A 22,764-nucleotide genomic window follows, 5' to 3' on the forward strand; every position below is an offset into this window, starting at 1 on the left:
CGATGAAGAAGCACACACCGTCCTGGCACGACGACGAGGTGAAGGCCCTGTCCGAGCTCGCGGTCGGGTTCTTCGAACGCGAGGTGGTCGCGCACAACGAGAAGTGGGACGCCCAGCACCGCATCGACCGTCAGGTGTGGCTCGAGGCAGGCAAGCTCGGGTTGCTGTGCTGCTCGATCCCGGAGGAGTACGGCGGCGGCGGGGGCACGTTCGCCCACGACCTCGCCGTCTTCGAGGCCCAGGGCTACGCCGGTGACCTCGCGCTCGGCATCTCCGTGCATTCCGGCATCGTCGCCCACTACCTCAACGAGTACGGCACCGAGGAACAGAAGAAGACCTGGCTGCCGGGGATGGCGACCGGGGAGATCCTCGGCGCCATCGGCATGACCGAGCCCGGCGCCGGCTCGGACCTCAAGGCGATCAAGACCACCGCCATCCGCGACGGCGACGACTACATCGTCAACGGGTCGAAGACGTTCATCACCAACGGCGCGTCCGCCGACCTGATCGTGCTGGCGGTCAAGACCGACCCCAAGGCCGGCGCCAAGGGGGTGGCGCTGCTGATCGTCGATCTGCGGGACTGTCCCGGGTTCGCCGTCGGGCGCGTGCTGGACAAGGTCGGTCAGCACGGCGCCGACACGTCGGAGTTGTCGTTCACCGACGTGCGAGTGCCGGTGGCGAATCTGCTCGGCGAGGAGGGGCAGGGTTTCGGGCAGTTGATGGCGCAATTGGTGCAGGAGCGGTTGATCATCGGGGCGCAGGCGTCCGGGGCGATGACTCGTGCGGTGGAGGACACCGTCGCGTACACGAAGTCGCGGCAGGCGTTCGGGCACAGTCTGTTCGAGTTCCAGAACACGGCGTTCGAGCTCGCCGAGTGTCAGACCATCGCCCGCACGTGTGCGGTGTTCCTGGACCATTGCATCGAGGCGCACCTGCGCGGGGAACTGGACCCGTCCGAGGCGGCGATGGTCAAGTACTGGCTCACCGAGCAGCAGTGCGCGGTGATCGACCGGTGCGTGCAGTTGCACGGCGGGTACGGGTACATGCGCGAGTACCTGATCGCCCGGATGTACGAGGACGCCCGCGTCCAGAAGATCTACGCGGGCGCCAACGAGGTGATGAAGGGAATCATCGCGAAGTCGCTGTAGCCGACGCGGGCTCACGCGACACGTCGTACGCCGATTCGTCGAACCGGCCGAGTCGCTGCCGCATGCGGTCGGTCGACCACGGCCAGTTGAAGCTGTTGCGGCCGTTGACGTCGAGGAAGTAACTCTGGCAGCCACCGGCGTTGTAGACGGTGGTGGCCAGGGCCTCCTGGACTCGAGCGTTGAACGCGTCCTGCACTTCCCGGCGCGGTTCCATCCTGGTCCACCCGTTGTTCCGGGCCTGGGTGACGGCCTGAATCAGGTATTCGAGCTGCGCCTCGAGGATCATGAACGCCGACGTGTGGCCGGTGCCCAGCGCCGGTCCGAGGAGGACGAACGCGTTGGGGAATCCCGCGACGGTGGTGCCGAGATAGGCCTGCGGGCTGCCCTTCCAGTGATCGTCGAGGCTGCGGCCCTCGCCGTCGAACACCCTGGAACCGATCGGCATGTCGAGGATGTGGAAGCCGGTGCCGAAGATGATGGCGTCCACTTCCCGTTCGGCGCCGTCGCTGCCGACGACGACGTTTCCGCGCACCGACTGCACGGCGTTGGCGAGCACCTCGACGTTGGAGCGGGTGAGCGCGGGGTAGTAGGTGTTGGACAGCAGCAGTCGCTTGCAGCCGAGCGTGTAGTCGGGGGTCAAAGCCTTGCGGAGCTTCGGATCCCGTACCTGTGCCCGGAGTTGCGCCTTGCCGACCTGCTGGATCATCCGGAGGATCCACGGATGCCGGAAACCGAGTCCGAGCGATTCCATGATCGCGTACTCGACGCGTCGCAGCGCACGGATGGCACCCGGCACACGGCGCAGGATCGCGCGTTCGACACCGGGCAGAGTGTGATCGGGTTTCGGTAGCACCCACTGCGCGGTGCGCTGGTAGAGATGCAGCGACTCGACCGTCGGCTGAATCGCGGGGACGAATTGCACAGCGGATGCACCGGTTCCGACGACGGCGACGCGTTTGCCGGTGAGGTCGTAGGTGTGATTCCAGCGGGAGGAATGGAACACCTCGCCGGTGAAGGTGTCCAGTCCGGGGATGGCGGGAACGAGCGGTTCGTTCCACGGTCCGGCCGCGGCGATGACGGCGTTCGCGGTGAACGTGCCCGCGGACGTGTCCACCGTCCACCGCCTGCTCTGCTCGCTCCACTGGGCGCGCTGCATCTCGGTGCCGAACTTCACGTGTGCGGGCACCCCGTGTTCGGCGGCGGTGCGCTCGATGTATTGGCGGATCTCCTCCTGTCCGGCGAACAACCGCGACCACTCCCGGTTGGGTGCGAACGAGTAGGAGTACAGAGCCGAGGGGACGTCGCACGCGCAGCCCGGGTAGGTGTTGTCACGCCAGGTCCCGCCCAGCGCGTCCCCCTTCTCGAGGACGGCGAAGTTGTCGATTCCGCTCTGTTTCAGACGAATTGCGGCTCCGATGCCGGAGATCCCGGCACCGACGATGAGGATGTCGTAATGCTTCATGCGCGTACTCCGTTCGCAAGCTGAGCGCGGGTGGTGACGAGGGAATGTTCGAGTGTGGCGAGTCGGCGCCGGCCGTCCATGAAGTTCGGGCCCATGACGGCGAGGTCCTCGGCGGTCGCGTCGAGCCGTATCACCCGGGTGCCTGCCGCCTCCAGCGTCGCGATCTCGGCGTCCAGTCCGGAACTCATCCAGTTCCGCAACATCAGGCGTTCGATGCGCGCCGCCCCACGGCCGGTGATGCGGCCCGTCGACGCCATCGGTGCCAGCACGACCACCTCGTCGAGTGCGAGGGGTAGCACCAGGTCGGCGGATGCCGTGGACACCGCGCCGCCGTCGACGAACCGGCGGCCGCCGATGGGGACCGGGGGATACCAGCCGGGAATCGCCCACGACGCCCGCAGGGCTTCGGGCAGGGTGGCGGTCGGTGCGCCGGGTGAGCCGAACGCGACGCGCTCTCCCGTGTCGTAGTCCATGCTCACCAGCCACGTCGCCGGGTGGCGCACCCAGCCGGAGTCGCAGGCGAACCGCTGTGCGAGCCGGTCGAGCCAGGCGGCATCGCCGCGGCCGCGGGGGAGGAGTCCGCTCGCGGCGGTCACGGGTGGGAGTCCGCGGCGCAACAAGCCGGGCGAACCGAGGCCCGGCCTGGGGAGCGGCGGGAACCGTCCCGGTGCGGCGGCGAGGTGCCCGTCGAGCGCCGGATGGGTGGGCCCACCGAGTTGCATGGCGAGCAGTTCGTCGACGCCGGCCCCGCCGCCCAGCATGGTGACGAGTTCGGCGCCCGCGGACGTTCCCACCAGTACGTCGGCGTCGCGTGGGTCCCAGCCCAGCGCGTCGCTCACGGCGACCAGCGCCGCCACGGTCCAGGCTGCGCCGAGCGTGCCGCCGCAACCGATCACCAATCCGCGGCTGAGTTGTATGTCACTCGAAGTCATATCTAGAAGCTAGCAGAAACCAGATACCGGCGGTATATGAAAAATGGAATATTCTCGCAGGGGCTTCGAAGAAAGGGTGAGCATGGCGCGATTGACCAGGTCGGAGAGTCAGGCGCGCACGCGGGCGCATCTCGTCGCGACCGCGCGCGACCTCTTCCTGGCCGACGGGTACGCGGCAACGTCGCTCGAAAAAGTGGCCGACGAGGCCGGCTATTCGAAGGGCGCGGTGTACTCCAACTTCAAGAACAAGAAGGAACTGTGCCTCGAGGTGCTCGGGCTCATCCACGCCACCAAGGGGCAGGAGATCGCGGAAGCGCTCGGCGGCGGCGACACGATGGAGGAGCGGCTCGAGGCGTTCCAGGCCTGGGCCGAGAAGACGCTCGGCGACGTCGGGTGGACCATGTTGGAGTTCGAGCTCATCGTGTTGTCCCGCCACGATCCCGAACTCCGCGACGCACTGACCGCCACTCTCGGGGTCGCGCGGGAGATCACGGTGACGCTGCTGAAGTCGTTCACCGACTCACTCGGGGTCGTCCTGCCGGTGCCCGCGGAGGACGCGGCCGGCAGCATCCTCAGTCTCGGTGTCGGACTGGGTATTCAGCGCGCCATCGACCCCACCATCTCCGCTCGGGTGGTCACCGACAATCTGCGGGTGCTGCTTGCGGTATCGCAGCCGAGTGAACTCTAGATCCGTCAGAGCCAGTCGCGTCGGCGGAACAGAATGTAGAGCAGGCTGGCCGACGTCACGATCACGATGGTGCTGGCGATCATTCCCGACAGCTGCCCGACTCCGGGGAACAAGACGTTCTGACCGAACCACCCGGTCACCGCGGTGGGAACCGCGATGATGGCCGCCCAACCGGTGAGCTTCTTCATGACGGTGTTGAGCCGGGCATCCTGGAGCGACAGATTCGTCTCGAAGACGGTCACCACCATGTCGCGCAACGACTCCGTCCACTCCGCGGCGCGCGTCACGTGGTCGTAGAGATCGGTGTACAAGCCGTCGAGAACCGGCGACTTGTCGCGGTCGGATTCGGCCCGCCCGCGCATGACGGCGCCCACCACCTCCCGCATCGGAAGGACGACGCGACGCAGTTGCACCAGTTCCTTCCGCAGCCGGTACGTACGCTGCTGAATCTCCCGGGTCCGCGCGGACTCGTCGAACAAACCCTCCTCGAGCGCTTCGATCGCGTCGTCGATCGTCTCGATCGTCTCGAACTGCCCGTCCACGATGGCGTCGAGCAGACCGTGCAGGAGCGCGAGTGCGCCGGAACCCGGTGTGAGCAGTGCGGGGTCCTCCTCCCAGCGCTCCACCACCTGCGACATGTCGAATCGATCGTCCCGCCGCACCGTGATGATCCCGTTCGACACCACGAACGCGGAGATACGGCTGAGCCGAAGCCGAGAATCGAGGACGCCGAGTGTGCTGATGTCGCCGGTATCGAACCAGGTGGCGTACGCGGTCACGAACGCATGGCCCGCATAGCGTGTCGCCTTCGGCCGCTCACCTCGGGCGACGGCATCCTCGATGGCGTTCGGATCGAGCGACCACTCGGCCGCAAGCTCGGTCAGGCACTCGTGGTCGGGATCGCACAGGTCGACCCAGACGAGCGCGTTCTCGTCCTTCACTTGTTCGGACACGTCGGCAAGCGGGAAATCCTTGCCGACGCACTCGCCACCGCGCCACACACGGGTCTGCACCAGGTTGAGGGTCACGCTCCCAGTCTGCCGAACGAGCCCGGCAGAGAAGCGGTTATGACGCGCGCTCGGACGAATAGCCCCACAGCCAGTCGGTGTACTGGTAACTCGACGTGTCGCGGGTCCGGAACAGTTCGTTGCGGGCGATGCGGGCAGTGCCGTCGAGGTGCCACAGCTCGCCCCACATGCGTCCGGTGGTGAGGATGCGGTTGCAGCGCGGTGCGCGTTCGGTGTTGACCTCCTTCAGGATCTGCGGCCACGCGGAATTCCCGCCTGCGGAGAAGTCTTCGGCGGCATAGTCGGCGAGGCACTTCGCGTCCTCGATCGCCATCACGGCTCCCGAGGCCAGGTACTGCAGCGGCGGGTGCGCGGCGTCGCCGAGCAGGATCATCCGCCCGTCCACCCAATTCTCGATCGGCTCGCGGTCGTACATCGGCCACCAGCGGTCCTTCCACAGGTAGTCGATGCCGCGGCGGACGTTCTCGTGGCAGTGCGCGTAGGCCTGTTCGAGTTCCTCTGGGCCACCCCAGTTCTCGATTCCATCCTTGTAACCGGGCGATTCGAACACCGCGACCTGGTTGAGCATCTCACCGCCGCGCAACGGGTACTGGATGAAATGGCACTGCGGTCCGATGTAGCCGACCACGTCCTCGATGTCCTCGTCGAGTTCCACGTCCTGGTACGGGGTGGTGCCCCGGTAGGCGGCGTAGCCGGAGGACACGGGCTCGTCGTCCGAGATCTTCGCTCGCAACCGGGATTTGAGGCCGTCCATGCCGAGCGCGATGTCCGCCTCGTGGGTGCGGCCGTCGTCGGTGCTGACGATCACCTTGTCGCCGTCGGTGATCACGTCGGTGACGGTGACGCCCGTGTGCAGTTCGGCGCCCGCAGCCCGCGCGGCGTCGACGAGTGTCGCGTGCAGGTCGCTGCGATGGGTCACGAAGTACGGTCCGCCGTAGCGGGCGCGGAACTCGGCGCCGAGGTCGATCTTGGTGAGTACCTCGGCGGTGATCGCGTCGCGGAACACGATGTTCTTCGGCAGGAAGGCCCGGGAGAGAACGTCGTCGAGCACGCCCCATGAGTCGAGGATACGGGCGCCGTGCGGTCCGACCTGCAGTCCTGCGCCGACCTCACCGAATTCGGTGGCCCGTTCGAACAACGTGACGTTCGCGCCCTTCCGGGCGAGGGCGAGGGCGTTGGCCGCGCCGCCGATCCCGCCCCCGGCGATGATGATGTGCGCATCCTGCAGGTTCGACATGACAGTTCCTTCGTTTCGAGCGTTCAGGGCAGGTGAGTGGCAATGCGTGCCGGGGCACACGGTGGCACTCACGTGGGGGAGGGGAAGCGTCGCCAGATCACGGTGAGCAGCAGCGCGGCGACGACGGCGCTGACGCCGAAGAGTATGAAGTTGGAATCCGCGCCGAGTCCGGCGGCCAGGAGCCAGCCACCGATCTGCGGTGCGGCGACGGCTCCGACGCGGCCGACGCCGAGCGCCCAGCCGAGGGCCGTGCCCCGGAGGTAGTCGGGGTAGTAGGACGCGACCGCCGCGATGATGAGGCACTGAGTTCCGTGTGTCCCGACGCCGGCGAGCACGAAAATGACGTAAACCAGCGCGACCGGTGGGGCGGTGAGCAACGTCAGCAACGCGATACCCGCGAGGAGTGCGGCGACGACGCTCGTCGGGATCGTGCCGAACCGGACACCGCCCCACGCGGTGACGAACGAGCCCGCCACGGCGCCGAGGTTGAGTGCGAGGGCGAACGTGAGCGCGCTGCCGAGATCGGTGCCCTCGCCCTGCATGAGTTTGGGCAGCCACGTGCCGAGGCCGTACCAGGCGAGCAGGGTGACCACCGTGGCGAGCGCGAACATGATGCTGACGGACCGGAACCGGGTACCGAGCAGTGCGCTGAAGCCGGTTGCCGGCCGCACCTCCGTCGAGGTCACCGCGGCAGTGTGGTCGGGCAGCGTCTTCCACGCGATCGGCACCAGCAGGATCAGCGGGACGAGGGCAAAGGCGAACATCGGCTGCCAACCCCAGTTCGGGATGACGGGGATGCCGATCAGTGCCGCGATCGAACCGCCGATGGGAACACCGGACATCATCGTCGTGGTCACCGCGGCGCGCCACTTCGCAGGAATCAGTTCTGCGGCAAGTGCATTGGAGGTGGGAACGAGGCCGCCCAGGCCGAGTCCGGCGATCAGACGCAATGCGCCGAACATGACGGGTCCGGTCGCCAGCGCACACAGCGCGGTGAACACGGACAGGATGATCGCGCATCCGATCACCGCGCGCTTGCGTCCCACCACGTCGGAGAGGCGTCCCGCGAGCACCGCGCCGATCATCATCCCGAGAAATGCGAGGCTGCCGAGCGTGCCCGCGGTCGCGGCGCTGATGCCCCACTCCTTCTGCAGGCTCGGGATGACGTTGCCGTAGACGATGAGGTCGTAGCCGTCGAAGACCACGAAGAGCCAGCAGACGACGACGGCGATCGCGGCGTTGCGGTCCAATCCGACGCGGTTCGCCGGTGGCGCCGCGGAGGTGGCAGTGAGGGGCATGAATCGAGGGTGATGCGGCGCACAGCTCCCGTGCAATAAAGTTCTGCTGTGCAGAAGAAGCGAACGATCGAAAAGCCGACGTACATGCTGGAGTCCGTCGACAACGCGTTGCGCCTGCTGCAGATGCTGCGCGACGTCGGCGGGCTGCGACTCAAGGACGCTGCCGAGGAACTCGGCATCGCGCCGTCCACCGCGCACCGGTTGCTGGCGATGCTGGTGTACCGAGGGTTCGCCGTTCAGGACGAGAAACGCATGTACCACCCCGGGTCGGCGATGGGCGCCGGCCCGGCCCAGCGCGGGTGGACGCGCGAGTTCAACGACCTGTGCCGGCCCCACATGGAAGCCCTCGCGATCCTGTGCGGCGAGACCGTCAACCTCGTGATCCGCGTCGGCACTCAGGCGCGCTTCCTGTCGTCCGCCGAGTCGACGGGAATGTTGCGCGTCGGCGACCGTCAGGGGCAGGTGCTCGACGCGGAATTGACTGCGGGAGGGCGCATTCTGCTGGCGGAGTTGCCGAGGGAGACCCTCGAGCAGCTGTACCTGCGGCCCGCGGATCTGGCCGACGACGACCGTGAGTGGGGTGACCGCCGCCTGTCGCCCGACGACTTCGAGCGGTTCCGGCGAGAACTGTCCGCCGCCCGCGCCGTCGGATTCGCCCTCAACGTGCAGCAGACCGAAGAAGGGGTCGCGGCGTTCGGCGTCGCGATCCGGAACCGGGCTCGCACGGCGGTCGGGGCGCTGACGGTGGCCGTGCCGATCACCCGTTTCCGCCAGCACTCGCAGGGGCCGCTGGTGTCGCAGATCAAGAACGCGATCCGCGAACTCGAGGTGGACATCGCCGACCTCGAACCCTGACCGAGTTTCTGCACAGAAGAATTCTCTATCCGCCGGGACGCCGACCCTCCTAGCGTCGACGCCATGACCGCTACCGAACCGCACGTCGACGACGCTCCGGAGCTGAAACAGCTCTATACCGATTTCGAGGCCGAGCACCTGAATCCGTTGTGGACCCAGCTCGGTGATCTGATGCCGATGACGCCGACGTCGCGGGCGGTGCCGTTCGTGTGGAAGTGGTCGACGTTGTATCCGTTGGCGCAGCGGGCCGGGGATCTGGTGCCGGTCGGCCGGGGCGGGGAACGCCGGGCGATCGCGCTGGCGAACCCCGGGTTGGGTGGCGTGCCCTATGTGACGCCGACGTTGTGGGCGGCGATCCAGTATCTGGGCCCGAAGGAGGTGGCGCCCGAGCACCGGCACGCGCAGAACGCGTTCCGGTTCGTCGTCGAGGGGCAGGGGGTGTGGACGGTGGTCAACGGGGACCCGGTCGCGATGCGGCGCGGCGACTTCCTGCTGACCCCGGGCTGGCATTTCCACGGCCACCACAACGAAACCGATCAGCCGATGGCCTGGATCGACGGCCTCGACATCCCGTTCGTGCATTACACCGACACCGGGTTCTTCGAATTCGGATCCGAGAACGTCACCGACGACTCCACCCCGGACGTGTCCCGGTCGGAACGGTTGTGGGCGCATCCGGGGCTGCGACCGCTGGTCGGGTTGGACGCGAAAACGTCCTCGCCGATCGCGGCGTACCGGTGGGAGCACACCGACGCCGCACTGCGCGAGCAACTGGCACTCGAGGACGAGGGGTATGCGGCGACCACCGAACCCGGTCACGCCGCGGTCCGCTACACCAACCCGACCACCGGCGGCGACGTGATGCCCACCATCCGCGCCGAGTTCCACCGCCTCCGCGCGGGCGCCCGCACCCGGCCCCGCCGCGACGTCGGGTCCACCGTCTACCAGGTGTTCGACGGTTCCGGGCGGTTCGTCCTCGGCGGCGAGGCCCGCACCGTGTCCACGGGGGACATGATCGTCGTCCCGTCGTGGACGGAGTGGTCGATCGAGGCCGACACCGAGTTCGACCTGTTCGCGTTCTCCGACGCCCCGATCGTCGAGCGCCTGCACTTTGACCGCACATTCATCTCCGAAGGAGCCTGACAATCCCATGAAGCTTGCCACCCTGCGCCGCGGCGGTGCCACTGTCGCCGTCCGCGTCGATTCCGACACCACCGGCACGATCATCGACGGGTTCGCGGACCTGTCCGCGCTGCTGACCGACCCGGACTGGAGGTCGCTCGCGGACAACGCGTCCGGTGCCACCGTCGACCTCGACGGCGCCGACTACGCCCCGGTGGTCCCGCACCCGGGGAAGATCATTTGCGTCGGCCTGAACTACGCCAACCACATCCAGGAGATGGGCCGGGATCTGCCGCAGTATCCGACCCTGTTCGCGAAGTTCAAGGAAGCGTTGACCGGCCCGTACGACGACGTGATCGTCCCGGCGTATGCCGCCGCCCAGCTGGACTGGGAGGGGGAGTTGGCGTTCGTCGTCGGCAGGCAGGCGTACCAGGTGCCGGAGGCGGACGCCGAGTCCTACATTGCCGGGTATTCGGTGATGAACGATTACACGATGCGCGACTACCAGTACCGGACGCTGCAGTGGGATCAGGGCAAGACGTTCGAGAAGACCAGCGGTTTCGGGCCGTTCCTGACGACCACCGACTCCTACACGTTCGGCGGGACCCTGGTCACCAGCCTGGAGGGGCAGGTGGTGCAGTCCACCACCACCGACGATCTGGTGTTCACCCCGGCCAGGCTGGTGGAGTACATCTCGCACATCGTGACGTTGCAGCCCGGTGACGTGGTGATCACCGGCACCCCGGGCGGGGTCGGGCACGCCCGCAAGCCCGGGCTCTACATTCAGGACGGGCAGACCGTGGAGGTCACCATCGAGGGCCTGGGCACCGTCCGCAACACGACGATCGTCAAGTAGGGGTGCACCCGGTGGGTTTCCACGATCTCGATGTGTCCGAGCGGTTGCTGATCGCCCGCCGCGGCACCGCCTACTTCGCGCAACGCCTCGCCGAGGTGTCCGATTCCGACCTCGACGGGGAGACCCTTCTGTCGGGGTGGTCGCGTCGACATCTGGTGGCGCACGTCGGGTACAACGCGGCCGCGTTGTGCCGGTTGCTGGACTGGGCGGCGTCGGGGGTGCAGACCCCGATGTATGCGTCGGCGGAGCAGCGGGGCCGGGAGATCGCCGAGGGCGCCACCCTGTCGGCGGCGGCGCTGCGGAACCTGTTCGATCACACCGTCACCCGGCTCGACGAGAAGTGGCGCACCCTGCCCGCCTCGGCGTGGGATGCGCAGGTGCGGACCGCGCAGGGCCGGACGGTGCCGGCGTCGGAGACGGCGTGGATGCGCACCCGGGAGGTCTGGATCCATGCGGTCGACCTCGGCAACGGCGGCCGGTTCGGCGACTTCCCCGACATCGTCCTCGAGTCGTTGCTCACCGACATCGTCGGAATGTGGCGGCGCAAGGACCTCGGCGCCGGCCTGATCCTCACCGTCGACGGGGGTGAACCGGTTGCGGTGCAGCCGGATTCACCACCGGTCGGCAAGGTGTCCGGGCCCCTCGCCGCGGTCGTGCGGTGGGCCGCCGGACGCGGCACCGTCGGCATGAGCATCGACGGCGGAGTCGGGGAACCGCCGCGTTGGCTTTGATCCATCGATAGGCTGCTGAGCGGTCAAGTCATGAACCGTCGCAGGTGGGGGCAGTGTGGTCGGTTCGAGTCGGTTCTCCACGGACGGCGGCCACGAACTCGGCAGGGCAGTCGAGGTGGATCAGGTGTCCGGCGCCGTTGATGACAACGGTATCGATGTCCGGTCGCCGGCGCTGTATTCGCGTGTGCAGTCCGGTCATCCACGGCGAACTTTCGGAGCCGAGGACCCACGTGATCGGCATCGGCAGGTTCACCACGGCGCGAACCGAGATGTGCTCGGCCATGACTCCGAAAGGGTGCGGGTCCCATTCGGCCAGAACCGGTGTGGCGTTGCGGAGAATGTCGTTCCGGAGGCTGTCGTCGGCGAGGTCGTAGCTGTTGCCACCGGACTGTAGGGCGGTGGCGAACCGGAAGAACACCTCCGTCGCTTCCCGCGGGTGACCGCGCAATTGAAGCAATTTCAGGCGAACTGCGGTCGCGAGCACCGCCCGGTCGGCGTGCCGCAGTCCGTGAAATGGGGCTTCGACGACGACCAGCTCGGAGAACAGATCCGGGCGAGCGGTGGCGGATGCCAGCGCAATATTTCCGCCGGAACTCCATCCGAGCACCTTCGCCGGCTCTCCCACAACTTGTTCGAGGACGGCGCAGAGATCTCGAGCATGGATACGGTGATCACGGACGGGCCTGTGCTCGGACCGTCCGTATCCGCGGCGATCGTAGACGGTGACGCGATGGTCGGAGGCCAGGTTGTCGATGACGCCGTCCCACGTGGTCATGTCAGTGGCAGAGCCGTGGACGAGCACCAAGGGTTTGCCGCTTCCGACGGTGCGGTAGTGCAGTCTTGCTCCGGGTAGGTCGATGCTGGGCATTGCGCGCTCCTGTTCTGTGACCCTTTGTGGAGAAATTCGTTCAGCGCCGGGAGTGATTCTGAGCATCCGCCAATCTGGTGGCCGGCATCGCGTCGCCCTGGACCGGATCAATGCGCGACTCGCGCCGCGGAACGAGTACTGCGGTCAGCGCGCCGAGCAGACCCACGATGGCGAAGCTGTAGAAGTTCCCGTCGACGCCGTTCGCATGGTCGAGCACGAATGCGCCGAGGGTCGGGCCCGCGATCGCTCCGAGGCGACCGACCGACAGGGCCCAGGCGAGACCACTGCTGCGGTTCTCGGGGTCGTAGACGGACAGGATGTAGGCGTTGGCGAGGATCTGGGAGCCGATGAACCCGAATCCGCTGACGAACATGAGCAGGAAGAGCAGGAACGTCGGCGGCTGAAGACTCATGAGGACCAGGCTGACAGTGCCGGTGAGGAACGCGGTCACGACGACGATGCGCGGTCCGAAACGGTCCGCGACGGGGCCGGCTGCGATGACGCCGACGAACACACCGAGCCACATGGCTGCGGTCTGGAGCAGGGCAGACCCGAGAGAGTAGCCGGCGGCCTGCATGATCGAGGGCAGCCATGCGCTGATGCCGAATACGAGCAGAAGGCCGCAGAAGGACATGGCCCAGAACAGCAGCGTGGTGGGGGCGAGTCGGCGCGTGAGCAGCGGGCCGAGGCCGAAGAGACGGCCGGCCTGCTTGTTGGCGACGTGGCTCGAGGGAAGGTCGTAGCGGGTCTCGATCTCGGCGGCCTCCGCGCCGCGTCCGATGAGGCGCAGGTGGAATGGGCTCTCCGGAAGGCGGAAGACCAACGGGAGTGCGACGAGTGGGATGACGACACCGATCAGGTAGAGCCAGCGGAACGAGACCTCCGGAAGCAATGCGGCGCCGAGCAGGGGTGCGGCGAGCGCCCCGATGGCGTACCCGCTCATCATCAGTCCGATGTGTCGGCTGCGGCGCTGCGGTGCGCTGAGGTCGGCTACGTACGCGTTGAGGGTCGGAAGAACGACGCCCAGACCGAGTCCGACGACGAGACGTCCGAAGCCGAACGCTTCGGCGCTGTACGCGAAGGTTGATACAAGCATGCCGACGGTGAAGACGGCGATCGATCCGATCAGGAGCCGCCGGGGGCCGACGCGATGGATGATTGCTCCGGCCAGCGCGGCCCCGATCAACATGCCGACGCCGACGAGCGAGCCGATAGTCCCGGCCTCGCTCCGGTCCATGCCGAGCGACGGCGTCTGGAGGAGCACCGGGAGGGTGGCCCCGTAGATCGCGAGGTCGAAGCCCTCGAGCGTCGCCACGAGCCAGGTGACGCACAACAGTGTGCGGGTGGCGCCAGGGAGGCGATCCGAACCGGAGGAAGAGGGTGCGCGACTCATGGGGACGCTCCTGTCGAGAAGAGGGCGATGGCACCGCAGCGGGGTGCGTGCGTTCACGATTGGCAGCCATCCGATGGACCGTTCGCAACGGTCCAACCTCGGTGCCGCACTCGTCACAGATCTGGCACAACCACGTTATGACGCGAGTCACATTTGAACATAGCGAAATGAATTCCGCAATAGTGAATCCCTGTCCGAGCGTGCCTGGTCCCGTGAGGAGCGATGGAATCGCTCAGGCGACTGGGCCACCGGCCGCTCCGCCGACGCTGCCGTAGTCCTCCGAGATCGCCTTCGTCGTGCGCAGCAGTTCCAGCGTCACCTCGGCGACCGTGGCTGCGTCACCGAGCGACGACGGAAGTGCCACCGCCACTGCCAGGGGAATTGATTGACCGGCCGGGAAGACTGGTGCTGCGACTGACATGACGCCCGGGATCACCTCGCCCGAGATGGTTGCTACGCCCTGCTCGAGCACGGTGGCCCGTAGCCGAGCCACGTCGCTCTTGCTTGGCGCGTTCGTGCCGAGTGTCTCGAGTTCGGTCTCCACGATCGATGTAATCATCGTGGCCGGCAGATGGGCCAGGTAGACGCGTCCGATCGCGGAGGTGAGCAGCGGCATTGTCGCTCCCACCCGGATCGTGATCGGGAGTGCGTGCGCGCCGTAGTCCCAGCGCACGAGGACGGGACCATGGTCGCCCCATACCGCGAGATTGACGGCGTGTCCGGTGCGATCACGCAAGTCGGGGAGATGTTCCGACGCCACGCCGACCTCGTCCATGCGGCGCAGTGATTCGATGCCCAGTCGACGCATCGCCGGTCCGAAGTCATAGAGACCGGATCGGTGAGATTGCACGACGAGCCCTGCGCGACCCAGGCTGACCAAGTAGCGGTGAACCTTGCTCGCGGCCATCCCGGAGGCGTTCGCGATCTGCGTGAGGCTCATGGGGCCGAGTCCGCTTTCGAGGGCCTCGATGACGGTCATGGCGAGCTCCACCGACTGAATGCCTTGACGGGGGCCGGCGCGTTCGGCATCTGCAGTGGAATCGGAATCCGCGGAGGTCGTCACGGGAAACCACCTTATGGCTCGACGAACGGTTGGGGGTGATCGAGAACTGATTCACTACTGTGCATTGACTTCACTAATAATAAACTCGTACGGTGTGGTTGCAATCACACGTGACGCGAAGTCACGAAAGTCGAAAGGAACAACGGCATGTCTGCCTTCGCACAGCCGCCGGGCGCGGAAAGAAAAGCAGTCGACGTCGCGATCGTCGGCAGCGGCCCTACCGGGATGGCACTGGCGGCGCTCCTGGGGCGCCAGGGACGGAGCGTCGTTGTCCTCGAGAGGTATACGGGTCTCTACAACCTGCCGCGCGCCGCCGCGTTCGACGACGAGACCATGCGTACATTCCAGAAACTCGGTGTCGCGGAGAAGATGCTGCCCGGAACAAATGTTCAGCGCGGCTACGTATGGGTGAACGGCGACGACGAAGTGTTGCTGGACATCGAGTTCGACAACCCGGGCCGCTGCGGATGGCCGGCGCAGTACATGATGTACCAGCCCCACCTCGAATCCGTTCTCGACGAGCTCATTACGTCCCTGCCGACGGTCGAGATCCGCCGCGGGATGACGGTCGAGTCCGTCGACCAGCAGGACGGTGACGACGTCGTCGTCCGCGCCACCGACGTCGAGGGCGGCGAGCACCTGGTTCGTGCCCACTATGTCGTCGGCTGCGACGGGGGGAACGGCATCGTCCGCCAGTTCGCCGGCGGCGAACTCGACGACTACGGGTTCTTCGAGAACTGGCTCGTCTGCGACTTCCAGCTCGACCGCGACGTGCCGGACCTCCCCACCTTCCGCCAGGTCTGCGACCCCGCCGAACCGATCGCCATCGTCAACATCGGACCCCGCTTCCACCGATTCTCGTTCCGGCTCGAAAGCGGAGCGAATCGCGAGGAGGTTGTTCACCCGGACAAGGTGTGGCCGCGCGTAGCGACGTATCTCACCCCGGAGGATGCGGAGCTCGTCCGCGTCGCGAACTACACGTTCCGGTCATGCATCACCACGCAGTGGCGTCACGGTCGGATTCTTCTCGCCGGCGACGCGGCGCACCAGATGCCGCCTTTCCTGGCGCAGGGAATGGTGTCGGGAATCCGCGACGCACGGAACCTGGCCTGGAAGCTCGACATGGTGCTCGCAGGCCACCCCGACTCGCTGCTCGACACCTACCAAGCCGAGCGCGAACCGCACGTCCGCTACATCACCGAGAAGGCAATCGAACTGGGTCGGGTCCAGACGATGCGGGACACCGCGCTCGCCGCCGAGCGCGACGCTCAGATGATCGCTGCGCGCAAAGCCAACCAGAAGCCGGACAAGTTGCAGTACCCCGCGTTGTCAGGAGGCCTGATCGCCAACCACGGCGACATCTTCCCGCAGGGCCTGGTGTCGACGTCGAGCACCACCGCACTCTTCGACGAAATCGCGGGCACCGGGTGGCTCGTCGTCGCCGACGGGCCGCAGGTGTTGTCCGACATCGCCGAAGGCGACCGCACCGCATTCATCGAGATCGGCGGCCGGGAAGTGATTTTCGGCCTCACGTCGATGTTTGACGGAGCGCCCGTCTCCGACACCGCCGGCGTGTACACCAGATGGTTCGCCGCCCATGAGTGCGTCGCCGCGATCGTGCGGCCCGACGGCTACGTCTTCGGAATCGCACGCGACGCCGCAGAGCTGGGGACCCTCGCCAAGGAGCTCGTCGCCGTCATCACCCCGGTCGCTCCCGTGCCGCCCCGGCCGCTGGCGCCCACGGCCTGACATCCCACCACCGACAAACACTCGAGGAGAAAACTGATGCAGGGAAAGATCGCACTGGAAGAGCACTTCGCCATCCCGGAGACGCTGAACGACTCCGCGGGCTTCGTACCCGGAACCTATTGGGACGAGTTGCAGGCGCGGCTTCTCGACATCCAGGATGTCCGCCTGAAGCTGATGGACGAGCACAACATCGAAACGATGATCCTCTCGCTCAATGCACCTGCCGTGCAGGCCATCCCCGAACGGAAGCGCGCCATCGACATTGCGCGTCGTGCCAACGATGTACTCGCCGAGGAATGCGCGAAGCGGCCGGACCGGTTCCGTGGCTTCGCTGCCCTGCCGCTCCAGGACCCCGACGCCGCCGCCGAGGAACTGCGACGCTGCGTCACCGAACTGGGCTTCGTCGGCGCGCTGGTCAACGGGTTCTCCCAGAGTGCGACGGTGGACGGCGGCAACACCCCCCTCTACTACGACCTCCCCCAGTACCGACCCTTCTGGGCAGAGGTCGAGCGTCTCGATGTGCCCTTCTACCTCCACCCGCGCAACCCGCTGAACCAGGACGCCCGAATCTACGAGGGCCACCCGTGGCTGCTCGGTCCGACGTGGGCATTCGCGCAGGAGACTGCTGTCCATGCGTTGCGCTTGATGGCCTCTGGCCTCTTCGACGAGCACCCCGGCCTGCGGATCGTCCTCGGTCACATGGGTGAGGGCATCCCCGCGATGCTCTGGCGCATCGACCACCGCAACGCCTGGGTCGACGTGCCGCCCGCGTACCCGGCGAAACGTCGCATGGTCGACTACTTCACCGAGAATTTTTTCGTCACGACCTCCGGTAACTTCCGCACCCAGACGCTGATCGACCTGTTGCTCGAGCTCGGCTCGGAGCGCGTGATGTTCTCGACTGACTGGCCCTTCGAGAACATCAACCACGCCGCCGAATGGTTCGACGCTGCCAGCATCTCCGAGGCCGACCGGCTCAAGATCGGTCGGACCAACGCCGCCACGTTGTTCAAACTCGACCGGTGAACCGGCAGGAGTCGGCGGTGCGGCCCTTCGTCCACAGCGGATCACCAGCGCGCATCGTCTTCGGGCGCGGTGCCCGCGACGGCGTGAAGGAGGAAGTCGAGCGCCTGGGCGCACGACGGGCTGTGGTGCTGTCGACGCCCCAACAGAGGGAGAGCGCGGAGCTTCTCGCCGACGACATGGGTGCGCTCGGTGTCGGCGTCATCGACCGCGCCACCATGCACACCCCCGTGGAGGTCACCGCCAAGGCGCTGGTCGAGATCGAGCAACTCGGCGCGGACTGCGTCGTCGCCCTGGGAGGCGGTTCGACCACGGGTCTCGGCAAGGCGATCGCGGCTCGAACCGGTCTTCCCCAGGTCGCTGTCCCCACTACATACGCGGGCTCGGAGGTGACCCCGATCCTCGGCGAGACCGACAACGGGATGAAGACCACGCGGCGGGGCCCCGAGATCTTGCCCGAGACAGTTGTTTACGATCCGGCCCTCACCGACTCGTTGCCGATTTCCCTCAGCGTCGCCAGCGGATTGAACGCGATGGCACATGCCGCCGAGGGGGTATATGCGCGCGATGGGAGCCCGATCTTCACCCTCATGGCCCTGGAGGGCCTCGCCGCTCTGCGTGACGCCCTGCGTGAGCTGACGATCGACCCCGCCGACCACGATGCGCGAGATCGCGCTCTCTACGGCGCGTGGTTGTGCGGGACCGTCCTCGGCGGTGTCGGAATGTCCGTCCACCACAAGCTGTGCCACACCGTCGGCGGCGCGCTCGACTTGCCTCATGCACAGACCCACGCAATCCTGCTTCCACACACGATCGGCTTCGTGGAGGAAACCGAACCCACGGTCCTCGCACCCGTCGCGGACCTGTTCGGAGGCAGTGCAGGCGGGGGCCTCCACGATTTCGCAGTGGAACTCGGGGCTCCTCTTCGTCTCTCCGAATTGGGGGTCACGCCCGAGCAGTTGGACCGTGTCGCGGACTTGGCGCTCGACGCGCCCTACTGGTCCCCGCGCCCGTTGGAGCGCGATTCCATCCGTCGACTGCTGCAGCACGCCTACGACGGCACCCGCCCAGAATCAGCCCCGCACGGAGGATCGGCATGACCAAGTACTTCACCGAGGATGAGTCCGTCGACACTGTTAACGGTCGGATGGGCATCGACGCCGACGACCGGGCCGCCGTCGTGATGGAAAGCCTCGTCCGCCATCTGCACTCGTTCGTCAAGGATGTCGGAATTACCCAGGCCGAGTGGGACCTTGCGATCGACTTCCTGACGCGAACCGGACAGATCTGTGGGCCCGAGCGGCAGGAATTCATCCTGCTGTCGGACACCCTCGGGGTATCGATGCTGGTCGACGCCATCAACCATCGCAGGCCCACCGGGGCCACCGAAAACACTGTCGTCGCTCCGTTCCACGTCGAGGGGGCGCCGATCCGGCAGATGGGGGATGGCATCTCCCTCGACGGCAAAGGCGAGTCCTGCCTCTTCGCGGGGCAGGTCCGTGACCTCGACGGCCACCCGATCGAGGGCGCATGCGTCGACGTCTGGTCGGACAATGCGGATGGCTACTACGACGTTCAGCAGCCAGACATCCAACCCCGATGGAACAATCGGGGTCGCTTCATCACAGGCGCCGACGGCCGGTACCTGTTCCGCGGCATCAAGCCCACGGCTTACCCGATCCCGGACGACGGTCCTGTGGGGCAAATGCTCGACAGAATCGGGCGGCATCCGTACCGACCCGCACACATGCACTTCCTCGTCACCGCCGACGGCTACGAACGTCTGGTGACCCACACTTTCGTGGAGGGCGATAGCTACCTCGAGTCCGACGCTGTCTTCGGGGTGAAAGAAGTGCTGATCGCCACCTACGACAGGAACAGTGACGGCTCCGGCACAGCATGGTCGTCACAATATGACTTCGTACTCACGCGTGGCAGCAGCTGACCTCGTTGTCCTGAAGCCTCCGACGGACAGCTGGCCGATTTGCGCTGAGGTCTCTGGGCGTGCGGGCGCCGGGCGAGAGTACGGGCCGCCGACAACCAGGCCTGGAGCCGAGCGAGTGCCCCGCTAGTACGACGCCCGGCCACCGCTCGCGTCGTAGACGGCGCCGGTCGAGAAGCTGAGCGCCTCCGAGCACAGCCATGCGACGAGTTCCGCGATTTCCTCGGGCCGTCCCATCCGGGCCATCGGGGTCAGGCTCTGCGACCGCGCGAGGATCGCCGGGTCGGTGCCGGCATTCATCGGGCTCTCCACGGCGGCGGGTGCCACCACGTTGGCCAGGACACCGGTCTTCGCGACCTCTTTGCCGAGCGATTTCGTCAGCGCGATGACGGCCGCCTTCGACGCCGAGTAGGCGCTCTGGTTGGGATTCCCGTCCTTCGCCGCGATGCTCGCCAGATTCACCACCCGCCCCCAGCCGGCGTCGGCCATGGCCGGCACGAACGCGCGGCAGAGGAGGAACGTCCCGTCGACGTTGATCCGGAACGTGCGGCGCCAGTCTCCGAGGTCGACGTCGACCAGAGGAGCGGACGGTCCCACGACGCCGGCGCTGTTGACGAGGATGTCGACGCGGCCGAGCCTGGCGGCGAGGTTCTCGACGGCGTCGGCGTCGGTGACGTCGAGGTGCTCGTCGGCCCCGGTGGCGACGTCGGCGGTGACGACGCGGACCCCGGCGTCGGCGAGGCGCTTCGCGCACGCCGCACCGATTCCGCTCGCTCCGCCGGTGACGAGCGCGGTGGCGCCCTCGGGATACGTAGCCATGGTGGTTTCTCCTCGCGACTGTGTGCGTATTAGTCTTGTTCTATGTGCGAAATCAGAATGATTGGTTTCGCACTGTGTACGAATTGGAATATATGGGCTGAGCCACACTCGTCAAACTCGCCGAAGGGAATCCGATGGAGATTCGCTGGCTGCAAGCGTTCGTCGCCGTCGCCGAAGAACTGCATTTCGGCAGGGCCGCCGCGCGACTTCAGATGGCCCAGTCGCCGCTGAGCCAGACGGTGCGCAAACTCGAGAAGGACATCGGCGTGCCGCTGTTCGAGCGGAGCACCCGCAGCGTCGCCCTGACGTCGGCCGGCCACACGTTCCTGCCGCACGCCTACCGGATTCTCGAGAGCGTCGACATCGCGCGGCAGGCCACCCGCGCGTCCGCCGGGGGCGTGTACGGCCGCATCAAGATCGGCTTCACCGGCGTGCTCAATCACCTGTCCCTGCCCCCGCTCACCCGCGCGCTCCGGCAGCGCTACCCCGACATCGAACTCACCCTCGTCGGACGCATCATGACCCGTGACGCCATCACTCAACTGGACAGTGGCGCACTCGATCTCGCGTTCGTCGGACTTCCCGTCGAGACGGCCTCGGTGTCCACCCGGTTGATCCGCCGCGAGCCGTTCGGGGCCGTGCTCCCGGCGGACCACCCGCTCGCGTCGGAGCCGGAGATCGACCTGCGCGACCTGGCCGAGGACGGGTTCGTCACGACACCGCTGTCGGCCGGCTCGGCATTGCAGGAGGTCGCGATGCGGGCATGCGTCGATGCGGGCTTTCGTCCCCGCGTGGTGCAGGAGATCACCGACCCGTACATGATCCTGATGCTGGTGGCGACGGGTGTCGGCGTGGCGCTCATGACGTCGGGCATTGCCGCGCTCACGCCCCCGGGCACGGTGTTCGTGCCGCTCACCGGCGAGCCGATCTACATGAACCACGGACTCGCCTGGTCGCCGCGCCGGGTCTCCGACGCGCTCCGGGTGGCCCTCGCGGTGTCGGAGGGCATTCTCCCGACTCCAGATTAGGATGTTTTCGATCTATATCTAAGACTTTTTTTGCGCTGGACTGCGCATAGTCCGCCATGACACGCTCGTCACGGTCCGGAACTTCGTGTGAGGTGGATCACCTCCGAAGAAGCCTCGCGGCGCACCGGATCCCTGGGACGAAAGGAACACCATGGCAAGCACGTCTACTCGCGACACCGGGGGACAACCGAACGAGAACGCCCGCCGGGCCGCCGTCTCGGGATTCCTCGGCAGCACGCTCGAGTACTACGACTTCTTCATCTACGGGTCCGCGGCAGCGCTGGTCTTCCCGCGGATCTTCTTCCCCGGCGGAGGAGCCACGGCGACCCTGCTGTCGATCGGCACGCTCGGCGTGGCGTACATCGCGCGTCCACTCGGCGCAGTGCTGTGGGGACATCTCGGGGATCGGTACGGGCGCAAGAATTCGCTGCTGGCGTGTCTCCTGCTCATGGGTATCGCGACGGTGGTCGTCGGCTGCCTGCCCACGTACGACCAGATCGGTATCGCCGCGCCCATCATCCTGGTGCTCCTGCGATTGCTGCAGGGCCTATCCGCCGGCGGCGAATCACCAGGATCGTCCGCGCTGACGCTCGAACACGCACCGGACAACCGTCGCTCGTTCTACACCTCGTTCACCATGAGCGGCATCATGTTCGGCATCGTCATCTCGAGCCTGGTGTTCATTCCCGTGGCCGCGCTGCCGGACGACGCGCTCTACTCGTGGGGCTGGCGTGTGCCCTTCCTGCTCAGCATCGTCGTGACGGGTGTTGCGGTCTGGCTGCGTCGCAAGCTCGACGAGCCGGAGGTCTTCGAAGAGCTGAAGGAACACGACGACACGGCGGGCATCCCCGTCGTGGAGATGTTCCGCTCACACTGGCGCACCGTGATCCGCATCAGCCTCAGCGCGACATTCGCGATGATCAACACGATCGTCAACGTCTTCGCGTTGGCGTACGCCGTGCAGGTCGCCGGGCTCGAACGCTCCACGATGCTGTGGGCGATCGCCACCGCCAACTTCGTCGCCGTTCTCACCCAGCCGCTGTTCGGAATGCTCGCCGACCGGATCGGCCGCAAACCGGTGTTCGTGACGGGCGCCGTCGGTTCCGCGGGCATGGTGTTCGTGTTCTTCCACGCCATCGGAACGGGTAGCGCGCCGATGGTGTTCGCGGCCGGCATCGTCCTGATCGGCCTGTTCTACGCGATGCCCAACGGCGTGTACCCGGCGTACTTCCCCGAGCAGTTCCCCGCCAAGGTCCGGTACACCGGAATGGCCGTGAGCCTCATGCTGGGACTGTTGGTGGCCGGTTTCACCCCGGCCATCGCGCAGTGGCTGTCGGCGGGCGACACCGCGAACTGGACCCCGGTCGCCTGGATGTGCCTGGGCTTCGCGCTGCTGTCGTCGGTCGCCGCGCTCACCGGTCCCGAGACGTACCGCACCCCCACCGAACAGCTCGGCGAACCCGGCGCGACGACGGTCGGCACCCGGCACCAGGCGCTCGTCCGCAACGACGCCTGACCGGAC

Annotated in this window: 21 protein-coding genes; 12 read left to right on the forward strand and 9 right to left on the reverse strand. The window is 66.8% G+C overall.

What is annotated here, in order from left to right; genetic code table 11:
* The first annotated feature begins 2 nt into the window (after positions 1-2).
* Positions 3-1,148: an acyl-CoA dehydrogenase family protein gene (locus OYT95_RS29340; protein WP_037238631.1), complete on the forward strand. Its 1,146-nt coding sequence runs from the start codon at positions 3-5 to the stop codon at positions 1,146-1,148.
* Here OYT95_RS29340 and OYT95_RS29345 read toward each other — a convergent pair.
* The gene (locus OYT95_RS29345) at positions 1,129-2,610 is read right to left on the reverse strand and encodes a flavin-containing monooxygenase (protein ID WP_037238634.1); all 1,482 of its coding nucleotides are present in this window, start codon (positions 2,608-2,610) and stop codon (positions 1,129-1,131) included. The two genes, OYT95_RS29340 and OYT95_RS29345, sit on opposite strands and share 20 nt — an antisense overlap.
* Complete coding sequence (locus tag OYT95_RS29350) at positions 2,607-3,542, reverse strand: patatin-like phospholipase family protein (protein WP_037238637.1); 936 nt, start codon at positions 3,540-3,542, stop codon at positions 2,607-2,609. The genes OYT95_RS29345 and OYT95_RS29350 overlap by 4 nt, the downstream gene beginning before the upstream one ends.
* 82 nt (positions 3,543-3,624) lie before the next feature.
* Between OYT95_RS29350 and OYT95_RS29355 the strand changes: the two genes are divergently transcribed.
* A complete protein-coding gene (locus OYT95_RS29355) occupies positions 3,625-4,230 on the forward strand; it encodes a TetR/AcrR family transcriptional regulator (protein ID WP_037238641.1) in 606 nt (201 codons plus the stop codon).
* A gap of 5 nt (positions 4,231-4,235) precedes the next feature.
* Here the strand turns inward: OYT95_RS29355 and OYT95_RS29360 are convergent, their stop codons facing one another.
* The 3 genes from OYT95_RS29360 to OYT95_RS29370 all read right to left on the reverse strand — a co-directional run bounded on the left by OYT95_RS29360 (position 4,236) and on the right by OYT95_RS29370 (position 7,793).
* A complete protein-coding gene (locus OYT95_RS29360) occupies positions 4,236-5,258 on the reverse strand; it encodes a magnesium transporter CorA family protein (RefSeq protein ID WP_037238646.1) in 1,023 nt (340 codons plus the stop codon).
* Between the two features lie 37 nt (positions 5,259-5,295).
* On the reverse strand, positions 5,296-6,495 hold the full coding sequence (locus OYT95_RS29365; RefSeq protein WP_037238649.1) for an FAD-dependent monooxygenase: 1,200 nt from the start codon (positions 6,493-6,495) through the stop codon (positions 5,296-5,298).
* Positions 6,496-6,563: 68 nt separating this feature from the next.
* Positions 6,564-7,793, reverse strand: a complete 1,230-nt coding sequence (locus tag OYT95_RS29370; RefSeq protein WP_268789790.1) for an MFS transporter — start codon at positions 7,791-7,793, stop codon at positions 6,564-6,566.
* A 48-nt stretch (positions 7,794-7,841) separates the two neighbouring features.
* Here OYT95_RS29370 and OYT95_RS29375 point away from each other — a divergent pair, with 48 nt between their 5' ends.
* From OYT95_RS29375 to OYT95_RS29390, 4 genes are all read left to right on the forward strand, one after another.
* On the forward strand, positions 7,842-8,648 hold the full coding sequence (locus OYT95_RS29375) for an IclR family transcriptional regulator (RefSeq protein ID WP_037238653.1): 807 nt from the start codon (positions 7,842-7,844) through the stop codon (positions 8,646-8,648).
* A 63-nt stretch (positions 8,649-8,711) separates the two neighbouring features.
* The gene (locus OYT95_RS29380) at positions 8,712-9,791 is read left to right on the forward strand and encodes a cupin domain-containing protein (RefSeq protein WP_268789791.1); all 1,080 of its coding nucleotides are present in this window, start codon (positions 8,712-8,714) and stop codon (positions 9,789-9,791) included.
* Positions 9,792-9,798: 7 nt separating this feature from the next.
* Complete coding sequence (locus OYT95_RS29385) at positions 9,799-10,626, forward strand: fumarylacetoacetate hydrolase family protein (RefSeq protein ID WP_268789792.1); 828 nt, start codon at positions 9,799-9,801, stop codon at positions 10,624-10,626.
* Between the two features lie 11 nt (positions 10,627-10,637).
* Positions 10,638-11,357 carry a maleylpyruvate isomerase family mycothiol-dependent enzyme gene (locus OYT95_RS29390; protein WP_268789793.1) on the forward strand — a complete coding sequence of 240 codons (720 nt, stop codon included), beginning with the start codon at positions 10,638-10,640 and terminating at the stop codon, positions 11,355-11,357.
* A 28-nt stretch (positions 11,358-11,385) separates the two neighbouring features.
* On the opposite strand, the gene OYT95_RS29395 is transcribed toward OYT95_RS29390, so the two are convergent.
* The 3 genes from OYT95_RS29395 to OYT95_RS29405 all read right to left on the reverse strand — a co-directional run bounded on the left by OYT95_RS29395 (position 11,386) and on the right by OYT95_RS29405 (position 14,681).
* Complete coding sequence (locus OYT95_RS29395) at positions 11,386-12,225, reverse strand: alpha/beta fold hydrolase (RefSeq protein WP_268789794.1); 840 nt, start codon at positions 12,223-12,225, stop codon at positions 11,386-11,388.
* Positions 12,226-12,265: 40 nt separating this feature from the next.
* Positions 12,266-13,618, reverse strand: coding sequence for an MFS transporter (locus OYT95_RS29400; RefSeq protein WP_268789795.1), 1,353 nt, complete (start codon positions 13,616-13,618; stop codon positions 12,266-12,268).
* A 232-nt stretch (positions 13,619-13,850) separates the two neighbouring features.
* Complete coding sequence (locus OYT95_RS29405; protein WP_037238665.1) at positions 13,851-14,681, reverse strand: IclR family transcriptional regulator; 831 nt, start codon at positions 14,679-14,681, stop codon at positions 13,851-13,853.
* 147 nt (positions 14,682-14,828) lie between these two features.
* On the opposite strand from OYT95_RS29405, the gene mhpA reads away from it, so the two are divergent.
* From mhpA to OYT95_RS29425, 4 genes are read left to right on the forward strand one after another with little or no spacing between them, the layout of a single operon-like run.
* Positions 14,829-16,430: a bifunctional 3-(3-hydroxy-phenyl)propionate/3-hydroxycinnamic acid hydroxylase MhpA gene (gene mhpA / locus OYT95_RS29410; protein WP_268789796.1), complete on the forward strand. Its 1,602-nt coding sequence runs from the start codon at positions 14,829-14,831 to the stop codon at positions 16,428-16,430.
* A 36-nt stretch (positions 16,431-16,466) separates the two neighbouring features.
* Positions 16,467-17,456: a gamma-resorcylate decarboxylase gene (tsdA, locus tag OYT95_RS29415; protein ID WP_037238671.1), complete on the forward strand. Its 990-nt coding sequence runs from the start codon at positions 16,467-16,469 to the stop codon at positions 17,454-17,456.
* Positions 17,453-18,553: a maleylacetate reductase gene (locus OYT95_RS29420; RefSeq protein ID WP_268789797.1), complete on the forward strand. Its 1,101-nt coding sequence runs from the start codon at positions 17,453-17,455 to the stop codon at positions 18,551-18,553. The genes tsdA and OYT95_RS29420 overlap by 4 nt, the downstream gene beginning before the upstream one ends.
* A complete protein-coding gene (locus OYT95_RS29425) occupies positions 18,550-19,398 on the forward strand; it encodes a dioxygenase family protein (protein ID WP_268789798.1) in 849 nt (282 codons plus the stop codon). Before OYT95_RS29420 ends, OYT95_RS29425 begins: the two co-directional genes overlap by 4 nt.
* 123 nt (positions 19,399-19,521) lie before the next feature.
* Here the strand turns inward: OYT95_RS29425 and OYT95_RS29430 are convergent, their stop codons facing one another.
* Positions 19,522-20,214: an SDR family NAD(P)-dependent oxidoreductase gene (locus OYT95_RS29430; RefSeq protein WP_268789799.1), complete on the reverse strand. Its 693-nt coding sequence runs from the start codon at positions 20,212-20,214 to the stop codon at positions 19,522-19,524.
* 134 nt (positions 20,215-20,348) lie between these two features.
* On the opposite strand from OYT95_RS29430, the gene OYT95_RS29435 reads away from it, so the two are divergent.
* A complete protein-coding gene (locus OYT95_RS29435; RefSeq protein WP_268789800.1) occupies positions 20,349-21,242 on the forward strand; it encodes a LysR family transcriptional regulator in 894 nt (297 codons plus the stop codon).
* Positions 21,243-21,393: 151 nt separating this feature from the next.
* Positions 21,394-22,758 (forward strand): MFS transporter, encoded by a 1,365-nt coding sequence (locus OYT95_RS29440; RefSeq protein ID WP_037238679.1) that lies wholly within the window; start codon positions 21,394-21,396, stop codon positions 22,756-22,758.
* Positions 22,759-22,764: the final 6 nt, after the last annotated feature.

Source organism: Rhodococcus sp. JS3073, from assembly GCF_026810085.1.
Lineage (GTDB): Bacteria > Actinomycetota > Actinomycetes > Mycobacteriales > Mycobacteriaceae > Rhodococcus_F > Rhodococcus_F wratislaviensis.

Excerpts from the sequence above, each read along its gene's own strand:
- OYT95_RS29340 (WP_037238631.1), top strand. The coding sequence starts at position 3 with ATGAAGAAGCACACACCGTCCTGGCACGACGACGAGGTGAAGGCCCTG.
- OYT95_RS29345 (WP_037238634.1), bottom strand. The coding sequence starts at position 2,610 with ATGAAGCATTACGACATCCTCATCGTCGGTGCCGGGATCTCCGGCATC.
- OYT95_RS29350 (WP_037238637.1), bottom strand. The coding sequence starts at position 3,542 with ATGACTTCGAGTGACATACAACTCAGCCGCGGATTGGTGATCGGTTGC.
- OYT95_RS29355 (WP_037238641.1), top strand. The coding sequence starts at position 3,625 with ATGGCGCGATTGACCAGGTCGGAGAGTCAGGCGCGCACGCGGGCGCAT.
- OYT95_RS29365 (WP_037238649.1), bottom strand. The coding sequence starts at position 6,495 with ATGTCGAACCTGCAGGATGCGCACATCATCATCGCCGGGGGCGGGATC.
- OYT95_RS29370 (WP_268789790.1), bottom strand. The coding sequence starts at position 7,793 with ATGCCCCTCACTGCCACCTCCGCGGCGCCACCGGCGAACCGCGTCGGA.
- OYT95_RS29380 (WP_268789791.1), top strand. The coding sequence starts at position 8,712 with ATGACCGCTACCGAACCGCACGTCGACGACGCTCCGGAGCTGAAACAG.
- OYT95_RS29385 (WP_268789792.1), top strand. The coding sequence starts at position 9,799 with ATGAAGCTTGCCACCCTGCGCCGCGGCGGTGCCACTGTCGCCGTCCGC.
- OYT95_RS29395 (WP_268789794.1), bottom strand. The coding sequence starts at position 12,225 with ATGCCCAGCATCGACCTACCCGGAGCAAGACTGCACTACCGCACCGTC.
- OYT95_RS29400 (WP_268789795.1), bottom strand. The coding sequence starts at position 13,618 with ATGAGTCGCGCACCCTCTTCCTCCGGTTCGGATCGCCTCCCTGGCGCC.
- mhpA (WP_268789796.1), top strand. The coding sequence starts at position 14,829 with ATGTCTGCCTTCGCACAGCCGCCGGGCGCGGAAAGAAAAGCAGTCGAC.
- tsdA (WP_037238671.1), top strand. The coding sequence starts at position 16,467 with ATGCAGGGAAAGATCGCACTGGAAGAGCACTTCGCCATCCCGGAGACG.
- OYT95_RS29425 (WP_268789798.1), top strand. The coding sequence starts at position 18,550 with ATGACCAAGTACTTCACCGAGGATGAGTCCGTCGACACTGTTAACGGT.
- OYT95_RS29430 (WP_268789799.1), bottom strand. The coding sequence starts at position 20,214 with ATGGCTACGTATCCCGAGGGCGCCACCGCGCTCGTCACCGGCGGAGCG.
- OYT95_RS29435 (WP_268789800.1), top strand. The coding sequence starts at position 20,349 with ATGGAGATTCGCTGGCTGCAAGCGTTCGTCGCCGTCGCCGAAGAACTG.
- OYT95_RS29440 (WP_037238679.1), top strand. The coding sequence starts at position 21,394 with ATGGCAAGCACGTCTACTCGCGACACCGGGGGACAACCGAACGAGAAC.